Source organism: Aeoliella mucimassa (genome assembly GCF_007748035.1).
Lineage (GTDB): Bacteria > Planctomycetota > Planctomycetia > Pirellulales > Lacipirellulaceae > Aeoliella > Aeoliella mucimassa.
On sequence record NZ_CP036278.1, the window covers coordinates 3,480,655 to 3,493,986 of the forward strand.

General features: G+C 54.9%; 8 protein-coding genes. 2 read left to right on the forward strand and 6 right to left on the reverse strand.

Annotated elements, in window-relative coordinates; all coding sequences use genetic code 11:
• Positions 1–197: 197 nt before the first annotated feature.
• From Pan181_RS13810 to Pan181_RS13830, 5 genes are all read right to left on the reverse strand, one after another.
• Entirely contained in the window at positions 198–1,442 is a 1,245-nt protein-coding gene (locus Pan181_RS13810) for a sulfatase-like hydrolase/transferase (protein WP_145247378.1), read from the reverse strand.
• 4 nt (positions 1,443–1,446) lie between these two features.
• Positions 1,447–3,453 (reverse strand): alpha-amylase family protein, encoded by a 2,007-nt coding sequence (locus Pan181_RS13815; protein WP_145247379.1) that lies wholly within the window; start codon positions 3,451–3,453, stop codon positions 1,447–1,449.
• A 328-nt stretch (positions 3,454–3,781) separates the two neighbouring features.
• The gene (locus Pan181_RS13820) at positions 3,782–4,210 is read right to left on the reverse strand and encodes a hypothetical protein (protein ID WP_145247380.1); all 429 of its coding nucleotides are present in this window, start codon (positions 4,208–4,210) and stop codon (positions 3,782–3,784) included.
• Entirely contained in the window at positions 4,207–5,199 is a 993-nt protein-coding gene (locus Pan181_RS13825; RefSeq protein ID WP_145247381.1) for a DUF1559 family PulG-like putative transporter, read from the reverse strand. The genes Pan181_RS13820 and Pan181_RS13825 overlap by 4 nt, the downstream gene beginning before the upstream one ends.
• A 135-nt stretch (positions 5,200–5,334) precedes the next feature.
• A complete protein-coding gene (locus Pan181_RS13830) occupies positions 5,335–9,348 on the reverse strand; it encodes a PEP-CTERM sorting domain-containing protein (RefSeq protein ID WP_231943591.1) in 4,014 nt (1,337 codons plus the stop codon).
• Between the two features lie 418 nt (positions 9,349–9,766).
• Between Pan181_RS13830 and Pan181_RS13835 the strand changes: the two genes are divergently transcribed.
• Together Pan181_RS13835 and Pan181_RS13840 are read left to right on the forward strand one after the other, a co-directional pair.
• Positions 9,767–10,327, forward strand: coding sequence for a sigma-70 family RNA polymerase sigma factor (locus tag Pan181_RS13835; protein ID WP_145247383.1), 561 nt, complete (start codon positions 9,767–9,769; stop codon positions 10,325–10,327).
• Positions 10,317–12,056: a FecR family protein gene (locus Pan181_RS13840; RefSeq protein WP_145247384.1), complete on the forward strand. Its 1,740-nt coding sequence runs from the start codon at positions 10,317–10,319 to the stop codon at positions 12,054–12,056. Before Pan181_RS13835 ends, Pan181_RS13840 begins: the two co-directional genes overlap by 11 nt.
• A 571-nt stretch (positions 12,057–12,627) precedes the next feature.
• On the opposite strand, the gene Pan181_RS26570 is transcribed toward Pan181_RS13840, so the two are convergent.
• A complete protein-coding gene (locus Pan181_RS26570) occupies positions 12,628–12,993 on the reverse strand; it encodes a hypothetical protein (protein ID WP_231943592.1) in 366 nt (121 codons plus the stop codon).
• Positions 12,994–13,332 lie beyond the last annotated feature (339 nt).

Here is a 13,332-nt window from a genome sequence, read left to right on the forward strand (position 1 = left end):
GTGCTGGGTAAATAGGCGGCCCGCCGCTCGGCCCCGCCATCCGATGCATCACGGCGATTAACGTTGCCCGCTGTTTTCGAGCATCTTGAGAGGCCAGAGTTCGCTTTGTGTGCGACTATCATTCATTCGATTTTCGAGAGACTGGCGGAGTTCAGGATGTTGCCGGCTGGAGTCGGTTGACTCTTCACCATCCTTACTTAACTCATAGAGTGCAAGTGGGCTTGAGCTCCCTTGGCGAATGGCCTTGACGTCGTTGGCGACATCCAGCAAGCCTTGCCGTGCAGCCCCCGAACCGTTGCGGAACATGTTGATGAATTCCCAGTAGAGAAAATCGTGAGATTCCTGCCGTTCTGGCGTGCCATGGAGTGTTGGCACAAGGGAAATACCATCGATGCCGCTGGGGGGTCGACTCCCGCGAGTTCGCAGTACGTGGGCATTATGTCTTGAAAGCCAGAGACGTGGTCGCTTCGTCCAGGGGAAACAACGCCCGGTTGCCAGGCAATCATCGGCACGCGCACGCCCCCCTCAAAGACATCGCGTTTAATGCCACGGAGCGGCCCATTGCTATCGAAGAACTTTGTCATGGTGTTTGGCCCTTTTTCATAATTGGATTGGGGGCCGTTGTCGCCGGAGAAGATCACCAAGGTATTGCTGGCGCGTCCTGTTGTTCGCAGCACATCAAGCAGCTTCCCGATGTCGCTATCCATCCGCGTGATCATCGCAGCGTACTCTCTTGCATGGTTTGGCCACGAGGTTTTATCGGCGTAGGGACCAAGGTCTGGCGGATTGTATGGGGCGTGAGGGATGGTATACGCCAAGTATAGAAAATAGGGTTGATTATGATCTCGGGCAACATACTCCAAAGCCAAGTTGGCGAATACATCGTGACTGTACTGTCCTGGAGCAAGCTGCATTTTCCCTTCATCTTCGCAGAGGGTCTTGGGATAGTAGTTGTGGGCCGCTACGTGAGTGTCGTACCCCACGAAGCGGTCGAAGCCCTGTCGCGTGGGATATCCTGACTTGCGTTGTGGCCCTAAGCCCCACTTGCCAAAGCAGGCGGTTTGATACCCCGCCTCGCGGATTTTCTCGGCGATGGTTATGTCTTCGTCGCGGAGGTTCTCGCGGCGCCAGTTGCCGCCGGGATTCCCTTTGATGTAGCCAATCGACTGGCTTTGGCCCGTCATCAGGCAGGCTCGCGAGGGACCGCAGACGGGGCCGCCCGCGTAGTGCCGGGTGAACGTCAACCCTTCTGCGGCCATCCGGTCGAGGTGGGGAGTCTGTATTTTCTGCTGCCCGTAACACCCCAAATCGCCATAGCCCAAATCGTCAGCAAGTATGTAGATGAGATTCACATGCTCGTCACCCGAACAGACGCCGGCCAAGAGCACTGTGAGAAGCAACACACCGCATTTAACAATGCGGGACAATCCAAGAAGATTCATGGGACTACTTCGATTCGTACTTGAGGAACAAGAAACCAGGGCTGTCGGGGATGGTCAACTCGATTTCTCCCTCAGGGCCGACGGTTTGTGTCCACGTTTTATTCGTGAGCAAATCGACGAACTCCAATTGTTTACCATCCAGGAAGTTCAACTGAATCTTCTCCTGAGGCGAGTCATTGAGTCGCTCGCGGAAGATGGTTAGATAGCCCTCGCCGGTTTCAGTATTATGGTTCTGAAAACCAGTCCAACTTGCATTGTCGGGCTCGTCGCCGATAGGAAACACATAACCTTGGTACATGGCCTCGCGGTGTTGCTTGTAAATGGCAAGCAGGTTTCGTATTTCGTCGCGGGCAGCACCTTCGTAGTAATGCGTTTCCTGAAAGAAAATAGGACTCGACATGAGAGAAATGGCCACTGCGTAGCTATGCGAGTGCAGGCCGGCGTCGGTCGGAGCCCCTTCGCGGACGTTGTCTACGTTTTGCACTGTTACCTGAAACTTGTTCAGATTCACATACTTTGACAGGTGCCAGGCATCGCGCAAGACGCAATGCGGTACGTATTGCACATCACTCCGGACAGTCGCAGTCTTACGGTTCGCCAGATAAATATTGCCATATTCGCGACCGGTAAAATAACCCATGCGGGGGGCGGTCTCGGTGACGTCCCAATTCACGCTGGCCAGATATCCCGAGTGCTCGATAAGTTGCCGAGCTTTGCTGGCGAGGCCATCGTACCGGGCTTTTGTGTCGAGATGGGCAAAATCGAGTTTGAAATACTCGAACCCTCCCGCATCACAATTCGACTCCAGGGCGTCAATCGGGGCGGTCCAAGCGGCCCATAGCCCAAGTTTCACTCCCAACTCTTTGGCCCGAGTTTGGACACGAGACCACCCCTCGGGGTAAACCGGATAGTTTCCAAACCTGTCGGCCGCTTCCTTTCCCCTTTGCACCTGCTTGGCCGTGGCGGCGGTGGTCCATTCCGGCGTTTGCCAGCCATCGTCTATTTGCAGGACGTCGATGCCAAGGTCGGCTACCGATTCGAGTTCTCGCAGGACGTTCTCTTCCCGTGCTGCATGCAGGCACTCGGGGCGGAGGTCTTCGGTGCCCCATGTATTTGCCAGGATGTAAATATCGCGGGCGGGATCCACTGGAAATCGGCGGCGGTCAAACTGCTTGATCGCTAACTGAGCGTCAATATCATTCCCTTCGAACAGCACTAACCAGGTTGCCCAGCAGGTGCAGAAGTCGCTGGTGGATAGGTCGCTAGGAAGATTTCCGGCACCTGTGACTGCCACTTGGTTTCCGACAAAATCGAACCCGCCGGTCGCCAGGTCGCTGTTCTCGCTAAGTCGGGTGTGCTTGTTCGATTCTTTGATAAGAATTGCCCCCCCGTCAGCGTTACCCATCACGACGCCATTAGCCCAGTTAATGGTGGATGTCAGTGGCGAAATCGACTGCTCTTCAAGTAGTCCTGATCGACTAGTGGTCCTAATCCCCTGCATCAAGCCAAAAGCAGTCCGGTGTCTCATTAGGGGGGCGGCCGTGAATGTCTCTACAATCTGCGGAGTCCATGGACCGCCGGCGGGTTCGTATCCAGGTAACGCCTTCAGTTGTAGCTGAGTGCGCAGGCCGGGGGCGTTGGGATAGGCCCACACGACGTAACGCACCGCGACATGGCTAGTGGGATATTCAAACACGGCGACCACCTGAAGATGATCATCGGTAAAGCCCTCGTCGTTGTCCTGCTGTGCTGAGAGCGACCTAAGGTGCCCCTCCCCTAGATTGCCTAGCGACCAGTCGCAGTCTGTTTCGCAGGGTGAGGCCTCTGACCATTGTTTGGCATTGCCATACAGCACACGGGTCGTGGCCAGACCATGGTTGGTAATCTGCCATTCGCGCAACACAACTCCCGTGGAGACGGTTAATGTCCTACCATCAAACGCCATCGTTGCCTGACCAAACGCAGCTGAAGCTTCGACATTTCCAGCAATTACTGTCGTTTGTGTAGACATCACAACGCAACTAATAGCAGCCGCGATGAGCAATTGGTAGGGGCGTATAGACAAATCACACATGAAGTTCACTTTCGAAGGAATCTAAGCAACACTTTCGCCTGCATATGCTGCTCCAAGCAACAGCAATCGTGTAAGTGCCAACAATGGACAGCGTCGACGGCTCGGGCGCGGTGGAACCGAGTGTCTCTGGACGTTTAGTAGTGTTAAGGGCTTGCTTGGATAGCAGGAAGTCTTGCAGGTCGTTTTGCCGATCACCCGGAAGTTGTCTTCCTCCAGTGATGCGTTCGGTCAGGTCCGTGTAAGGTCGATGGAGGAAGCAGTTGACTCAGAGTTCATAGTCCAGCTCAGAAGTGTTGTCGGTGATCTTCGCCGTCAATTCGGACTCGGTGTTGTATCGGCGGGGAATGATCTGTTTGGTCTCTTCCATCATCTGGTCGGGTGCATCGGGGTTCGGGATTTGCCGGCCGGTTGCCTTCTCGGAGTAGATTTCCACCCGATACTCGCCGATTTGTAAACCCTCCGAAGCGGCTATCTCAAATCGCCCCTCCACGATGTCTGCCACCACTCCTTTTCCTGCTTGTAGTGGGTGAAGGAAGATCGTGCCGACTGGTAATGGATCGCTGCCCAAGGTGACGCTACCAGTGACGGCTAGGCCAGATGACTCAGACTTGCAGCCAACAACCAACAGCATCGCGAGGGGCAGAAGCAGCAAGCGGCGAAAGGTAGCTCCATCAAGATGATTGCGTTTGTTCATAGTGTGTCAGTGACCTCCCCCCTCGACTTGGTCGAGTAGGCCCGCCAAACGGTCAAGTCGATGTCGTCCGAGATAAACCGAGACGAGCCATCGATGAACGACACCATGACACCACCGGGGTGTAGGCTCCGAGCCGACATGTAACCCGTGTTCGCCGCATTGCCGGGGTTACTGGTGCAGGGAATTCCGTCCTCCGCCATCCGCAGCACCTCACTGGCGCTACTCGGGCAGGCGGCAAAGTCTGGAGTCGTAGAGTTTGGCTCGTAACGAGTCGTTATCTGGTACGAACTGACATCGTCGTTCCAGATCCGGCCGCGACGATCAAAAGTCGGGGTGCCGGAATCGGTGGTCGGAGCTTGTCGCATTTCCATCATGCACAGCGTATTGGACGTGCCGTCGGTAATGTGGGCGATATTAGCGCCATACTCCAGCCAGAACGGTGCGTAAGGCTTGGTCTTGTCAATTACTTGAGTGCGGTCGGTCGGATCGGGCGCTAGCTGTTGGCCGTAGGTCCATTCGCCCCAGTTAATGCCGTAGTTGCCTTTGGCATCCTGCTTGGTGGGGTAGAGGATTTGCTGATCACTCTGGCAATGCATCACCGCTAACGGACCATGAGTGGCGATATCTTGGCTGTAACTGTCCTTGTCGGGGTCCCACAAGTCGGCTCTTTCATTCTGCTCGATAAACGAAAAAATAAACGCAATGAATGGAGTGCGGGGCTGAACTTGGGGGTACGCGTGGTTCACGTCTTTCGGCGGTCGCCCTAAAGCACCTTCGGGGAGTCGCCCGTACTGTGACTCAAAATTCAAAACAGCGAGCGACAACTGCTTAACGTTGTTTTGGCAGGCACTTCGCCGCGCGGCTTCTCGAGCCGCCTGAACGGCTGGTAATAGCAGAGCGACCAAGATGCCAATGATTGCAATGACAACTAGAAGCTCCACTAGCGTGAAAGCGTTCCTCGATCTGAAGTATCGCACGTTTTCCTCCATTGATACTTGACACCCAACTCGATGAGCTCTTTTTTTGGGTGTAGCAACACCGGTAATATTGAATACTGAAATTGTGATAACGTAGCGCTCCCCCACAACAGCAGGGGAGCACCACGTCAGCTGCCACTGATCTGGCTACTTGCCTGAAGCCCTACGTCGTTCAACCGCACACAAACCACAAAAGAGGCTAATAAGGACGATTGCCGAAGGTTCTGGTACGGCTTGTTGCGCCGCGCTAGCGGAGCTCGCACTGGCTCCAAAGTTGCTCTTCCACGTGGCGTAATCACTGACACCGATGGGGCCCGTGTTAGCCGGGTCGCGTGTGTCGGTGGCAAACGCAGTCGATGCGTTGCCACCTAGGTTGTCACGCCACACGGTATAGTCAGCTAAGTTAACCACTCCATCGCCGTTGTAGTCGCCCACAATGTTGGTAGGTGGTGTCACCGTACCCACCGAGATATTGCCATATTCGATGATGCCATCGGCAAGCCGGTAGGAAAACGTTAAGTCGCCCACAGGAGAGAATCCCGCCTCGTAGTCGAAAATGCTCCCCAGGTTGGCAAAGGAGGATCCCATACCGATTAGCGAATCCCCCTGAAGGTAAGCTTCGGCAATTCCGTTGCCACTCGATTGGCCCGCTTCCTCCCAGCCGTTGCCATCGGTTGACTGGCCATTGCCTTCGATGTCCTGGTCTTGCAGGCTGTTCCACGTTCCCTCTAGTAGCAGCGAGTTGCTGCTGCTGATTTGGTAATAGTTGATGCTTAGATCGTTTTCTGTTGCCCCATCGATGCGGACATGCCCGTTGGTCATGTCGACGACAAGGTTCAGTTTCAGGGGATCTTGGACTACCCCCGCGAAAAACTCGACATTGTCAAACCCAAACAATTGGGCGTTGCCGCCGATGCCGGCGTCGCGGCTGCCCAAACGAACCTCAAGGTCAGTGACCACCGACCCGGTAGTGTAGATTACTGAGAAATTATCCAACGGGTCAGCAGAGTCTAGTGGCTTAGAGTCCACTACTGAGAAATCGACCGACGCCACCTCGTTGCCTCCTGCAAACAGTCCGATGAGCGCCGCGTCTCGCAGGTTGGAGACCCACGTGTCGTCCGTCTGTCCCCTGCCACCTAACCCTGCAGAGAGCGTGTAGGTGGTGTTCGGCATCAGCGACGCCGCTGGAATGGTCTGTGTGTAGTAGGCGTCGTCGTTGTAACGGATTAGTGCCACCGCGTTTAGGTCGTCGCCGTCGGATTGCGATGAGGGATACTCGTTGGATAGGTGGTTGAGAGTAGCTCCTTGCCCGACGTTATTCACTGCGCCCCAGCCGGGTAGCGTTATGACCTCTCCGACTGGCAAGCCGGTGGCGGTAGCTCCGTTGGTCCAAGTGATCGGCGCCGAATCCGAGCCCGGGGCGACACCACCGCTCTGGTCTTTGTCTTGCGGACGTGTACGCCATTCGCTTGGAATCGTGCCGCTGTAGGTAATCACGAACTCACCGTTGGTGATCAGATTCTGAGCCTGCGCGGACGGGGCAGCGATTGCTCCGGCTACGAGGGCTAGCAGCAAAGCAACGCCAGCCCGCAAACGGGCACTACGCCGCCCAATCAAGGCCACACACGAGGCGGCAGCCATCAGCAGCAAGCTGCTCGGTTCGGGCACGCTACTAACCATTTGTGCAAAGCTACCGGCTCCGTTCTCCAGTTCAAAGGAGGTCCTGAATTCTGCGAAATCGAACACGTTCACTACCCCGTCGGCGTTGAGATCCCCTTGGAAATAGGCGTCGAAAGTCTCCAGCGAAGAGACATCGGCCAACAGATTGTCACGCAAGATAGCCCAATCGAGTGCATCCACGGTGCCGTTCACATCGAAGTCACCCAAGGCAAATGCGTTCCCGCCATTTCCGGTGTACTCGACCACCACGGAAATGTCGTTGCCATCGATATCTTGAATCGTGAGCACCACATCCTCGACGGGACTCTTTTGCCAGGCGTTACCAAAGTTGATCTCGCCGCCCGACACAAGCGTGTATTCGCCGAATGTACCTTCGGCAAGGTCCGACACGCTCTCTGGGGCGGTAAACTTGACCCATGTGTCGTCGGTGTCGAGTCCCTGCGATTCGATAGTCGACCAACCGGCTTGATCAAAGCGGCCAATGGTCGTCGCAAGGAAGTCGTAAGAGACCATCGAGTAGTCCTCAGCCGTGTCGTTGCGGAGAGTCATGTTTCCGCTATCGCGATCGATAGTCAGTATGGGTAGTACTGTCGTTCCGGCGGTCGCGGTGCCCCCCAGGTAGAAGGCCAAGTCCTGACCGGTATTTGCCCCCGACGTCAACACTTCTCCTGTTGCTGCATCTTGAGTAACCGCCCATAAATGCCCTGGAACAACTCCTGAGGAGTTTGTGATCTCTAAGCGAACACTCTCGTTGTCCTTCGTTCCCGTAGTGGGATCGAAGTCGACGAGAAAGGCGTAGGGAACGTTTTGTTGCAGAAAGACAGTCGAATCGAGCGTCAACCGCAAGCGGTCGCCGTCAACTAGGTCCGTCTGAGGAGTAAGGGTTGGCAGGGTGCCCGTTTGCTGATAGATGATCGTGCCGGGGAGTTGCCCATCGGTCGGGGAAGTTGAAAAATCTGCTGGGTCGGTTGTTGGCCATTGGACGATCGTCAAACGCACCCCAAGGTCGCTTGCTGGATACCGGTTGCCGTTGTCATCCCAACGAACCGTGATTTCATCCAGGCTCCACCCGGTATTGGCGTCACCTGTATCGGGGGCAAAAAACGACGAGCCACGACCTTGTGCCACGTTCGAAGCATCCCCTTCAAAAAATGTGGTATAGGATGACAAGGGAGTAACGTTAGTGAAGAAAACGTTGCAGGGATCGTTCTGCCCGTCGTGGGTAATGGTGACCTGTGCCGACGCGGTGGAGCCGGTCATCGCAAGCAGGGCAAGAAACAACGCAGCGATTGACCATTTGGCCGAGTTCTTCCGCCACAGGGCCAGGCCGCCCAATGCGATACCAAGAATGCATGCGCTGGCAGGCTCGGGAACGCTAATCGGTAGCGAGAGCTCGGAACCCGTTGCCGCGAGATAAGCCTGCCGAAGGATGAACCAGTCGTCCCGATCGGTGACGCCATCGAGATCGAAGTCGCCAGTACCTATCGAAAGGTAGTCGCCAGCTGCTCCGCCATTGCCAGTGACTCTGTCTTCATTCGAGCTAAGCCAGCCATCGAGGAAGGCGTTTACGTCGTCGTCGTTCACGGTGCCGTCGAAGTTGGCATCGCCGACGATCCATGCTTCTCCAGCACTGTAGCCAGGCGAGCTGGCTGAAGGCAAAAACACCTCGGTGAAGTAGTCGTTGTCGGTTGCATAGTTAAATTCCGAACTAATGATACCGTTGTCGCCAAGCACGAACATCTCCAATTCATCCACCAAGCCAGCGTAGTAACCTCCCGTGCCTTCGGCATTCGATCCGACCGTCAGGTAACCACTTGCACTCGACGCATAGCCTCCCGATTGGGTGACGGCTGCAAGGCCATTGATGTACATAATGCTGCCCGTCTCATAACTTGGGCGCACCTGCATCAGATGAGTCCACTCTGTGGTCGATGCCAAGATTCCGGAGGTTACATAGGAGCCATTGTAGACTGCTACCCACTCGCCATCCCCATTGACATTGACCGCATGCCGTCCGCCATCGCTTACCACTTGCTGGTAATTGCCGATGCCGCTGGCGTCGGGCTTGGCCCAGAACTGGTATCCACGGTCGACAAGGCCATCGTAGTTACCAAGAATCGGGCTAGACGCGTTAACATTTGCTGCCGACGTAGATGGCAGATTGAGCGGATCCCCGGCCAAGTAAGTATCGACACCGTTAAAGGAGATGGCGAACACGTTTGATGCGTCGGCCGGCAGCGGGCGATCGCTGCTGATGTCGACATAGGTGGGAGTTCCTGTGGCGGCTAGGTCCTGCAGATCGCCATCGGAAAACACGGTGCCAATGCTGTCGAATGTCAGGGCGACGGTTCCGCCGTTGGAAGCCGCCGTTTCACTGGCATCGTCCCCCATACGGTACAGACGGTCGACTTGCGTGTCCGCCAGAACCGAGGTCTCCAACAACACAACAATGCCAATCACACAACAGAAACGGATTGTCACCGCTACTGGAGCTGTCAATTGATTAGTCAGCCACCAAGGACACCAGCTTTTCCAAAAAGTCATGGGAAGTTGTTCCATATGAAGACAATGAAGAGACAAGAGAACAGGAATAGACCTCGCCTGTGGCCCTACCAACGACCACTCACCGAGAAGGGCGAAAAAGAGACAGAAGTTTCCAAGCTAACCGTCTTGCGGTACCTCTATAACCACCTCTTAATCCCTCTCCGTTTCAAGAACACTTGGATTTTCCTGTTTTTGGGTGCTCTCATTTCAGAATGCGATTGAGCCGACAACTTTTTCCACGTATTGGCGGCTTTCATGAAACGCCAGGCACTGCAAGAGTGGTTTAATAGGTAATGGCGAAGTCTGTAGCTTGGGTACGCCTCGCAGGGCGACTTTTCACAAATCAGAGTGCGATATGGCACAAGAATCACTTCAAAACGAAGAGTGCGACCGCTTGGGAGAGTTGGCAAGACTTTGGATGCGAAGCCAGCCGATGATTGCTTCGTTCATTCGAGGTATGGTGACCGACGTGCATGACGTCGACGATCTAGTACAACTGGTGGCCGAAACCTGCGCCCGCAAGTTCGACAAATTCGACCCTCAAGGGTGCGATCAGTCGTTCTTAAGGTGGTCGCTTTCCATTGCTCGGTTTGAGGTTCTGCGATACTACAAACGGCAAAAGCGCACAGCGGCCTGCTTCAGTCCCGAAACGATGGACGCCATTGCTGCGGAATTCGAACGGACCGAAAGCCCCCAGGAGGATCGACTCGATGCCCTCCGGAAGTGTTTAGGAAACGTGACGGATCGCAACCGTCAACTTGTAGAGATGAGGTATTTCCGCGACTTGCATACCGATCGTATCGCTGACCGGTTGGGGCTAACCTCCAGTGGCGTTCGCGTAGCGCTTCACCGCACCCGGCAATTCTTGGCCGACTGCGTCCAGCGTAAATTAGAGGGGGCAGAGTATGCCGAGTGATTCGAAACAAGACAAAGTTGTCGCCGATTTTGTAGACGGCGTTCGTAATGAAGACCACTACCGCTGCGTCGAGCAATGGTTAAAGAACGATAGTGACCACCTGCGAGCCTTTGTCGCTCAGTTGCGCATCGAGCAGGATTTGCATCAGCTATGCTTAGACGATGATGTCTCGCGGTTCTTATGCACTCCCCTTGTCGATGACCGGAGAAGTTTCAAGAAATCGCCTATCACGTGGCTAGCGACGATTGCGGCTTCGATTCTGTTGGCGGTTGCCAGCTATTTTGTACTGCGTGGTGACAATAATCCTGGCACGCCTAATCCCCCCCTACAAGCATCAGCTAACCGCCTCCTTCCCGCGACCGAGCCGGGCGGACCGAGGATAAATGCCGCCATCTTGGCAGACGCCAATTCCAGTGTCGGTACGGTATGGAACGTGGAAAACTGCGTTTGGACTAAGGGGCAAACACCGCTAGAACGCGGGGCCGACCTGGCTGCCGGATCGCGTCTATCGGTGGAGCAGGGCAATTTGAGCATCGTGTTTGGTAGTGGTGCCCGTGTGACGCTGGCTGGCCCCTGTGATTTAATCCTCAAGGATAGTCGAAGTTGCTTGCTTCGCTTGGGGAACCTGGCTGCCTCGATTCCTCCGTCGGCCATCGGGTTTTCGGTAACCACTCCCAGTTCGGTAACGATTGACTTGGGGACGGAGTTCGGCGTTTCGGTCGACGAGCGGGGCTCTTCGGAAGTCCATGTGTTTGATGGGGAGGTCGCCACCCATTCGATAGACCGGAATGGAGTTCCTACGGGGGAAGTCGTCCGCTTGACTAGCTCAGAAGCAAAACACTTTGAAATCGGGGGCACGACCTTACGGGAATTCGAAGCCAACGAGGCGCGATTTGTACACGCCCCTCATCCTTCGATCCCGCCCAATGATTTACCCACACTACCGATTGCGGATAATCTTGCCCTGTGGTTGGCTGCCGATAAACAAGTAAGCCTGGACGAGACTGGCCATGTGGCTGCATGGGAAGATCTGCTGATTGGCGACAATCAAGTGCACGACGACGCTCTGCAACCAACTCTTGATTTCCGTCCCTCCTGGAGTCCGCACGCTCTCAATGGAAAACCTGGGGTTTGTTTCGAGGGCAATGGGACGTTCCTCTTAACGACTCCGATGGAGACCACCAACGAACAAACCCTATTCTTTGTGGTGTCGGTGGATAGGTCCAAGAGACAAATTATGCAGTTAATCAACTACAATGGACCACCCGAACGGCATGTTGTCTATCGCAAAGAGCTTCCCGAATCCGGCGTGCTCCATCTGCAAGCCTACTTAAACCACCGCCAACCGCCAACTAGCGTCTCCTTCGTGGGCTTTGTCTTTACAGGCCACGACAAGGAAGACCCGATGACGGTCTTCAGTACCGCCAGGTGTGACAGCATTACACCATTGGGGTGCGACCAGCCGGTTGTGGTGGCTTATCGGTACAGTTTGAAGAACCAACAGGCAACCTTAACCCTGAATGGTCAGCTTGAACAATCGGTAGTTGCCGATGCACCTATAGCTATTCTCTCGCGCAAAGTCCTTGGCAGGCATCCCAGCGAAGTTCACTATCAAACGTTTTCTGGAGTGCTTGCAGAAGTACTCATTTACAACAGTGCGCTCTCCGACATGCAGATGCAAAGCATAAGCAAGTTTCTGGCCAACCAGTATAGTATTGACGTCGATTAGCAAGGTTGTAGGATCCCACCGCGAAGGTATAGACGAACCCATTGGCATATAAAACCAAAGCAATGGCTGAGGCCTGGGAACAAATTGCCAGCGACCATCCCACGGGCATACTTCCCTTTTGCCCCCCAAGGTTTGCGACTTGCGCTATACTCCTTTGTGGGATTGTCGCTAAATAAAACGGCCGACTGGCCTGTCGGCTTACATTCAGTTTCGGATGCCCCCCCCGGGGGGGGGAGGGGCTAACTCCAAAACACTCGTATCCGACGACCTCGAGGTTATAAGGCCAATCCCGAGATTTAAACAGATCTTGTTTTGCGGATGGTTTTTGAGTTCACTCCCCCTTTGCACGATTGCAAGCTTATGCACTTTTTGTCAGGGGTCTAGCAACGTCCACCGGTGAGGGAAAAGCCAAATGGGGAATGTTGGGAACTGCAAAGCGACGATGGAATGATCGAATCTTCCTGTGGATAAGTTCTGCTAGAGCGCTCGCGCCAGTTCCATGGCTGCTTTAAGCTCATTTGGAAAGACTCGAATCGAGAGTCTTTCTATGACGAGCTAGTCACCCACAGCGTCAGCTAGGAAGAAAAGGTCGCCGCCCCGGCTGCCGGCGTTGTAGGCGTCGAGCATGTCGTTGTCGGCTTCGGCGTTGAGCGACCAGGTGACCGAACAAGGCGAACTCCTTCTCGCCGACGGTGAAGTCAGCGGTATCCCCCTTGTCTACGAAGTCGAAGATGTTCAGGCCAGGGGCACCGAATGAACGGAAGAGGGACGTTAGAGTCGCGCTGTCCGAGTTCAGAAACGAGACGAAATCGCTCGAAACGAAAATACTGCTCAACCCGCCCGAGGCTTTCACTGAGTCGTAGAAGCCTTTTAGATAGACTTCGTTGAACGAGGTGCCAGACACGGCCGTGAGGGATGCGCCGTCGGTGGCGGTCAAGGTGAAGGTGAAGGTGATTGGATTTACGAGCCGAAGTCGATCTAGAGCAAGACCACTGCCCGGGCGTGTGCGGCACAGGCAACAAGCATTGAAACAGTTGCAATAGGAATCTTATGTATGGTTGTGCTTTATTATCAGATGGTGAGGAAAATCGAAGCAGACGAGGCAGCATGGCCGTCATGCCGCCCATTCCCAGCAGCGAGAGGGATGTCGGCTCGGCGATCTCGCTGAACTGCGTGCGAATGTCCAGCCGATAGCTGCCGAATAAATTGGAGTCGGGGTTCTGGGGGTCTTGGTTGAGTTCGAAGGTGCTGTCGGGCGTGGCGCGAGAGATGATTT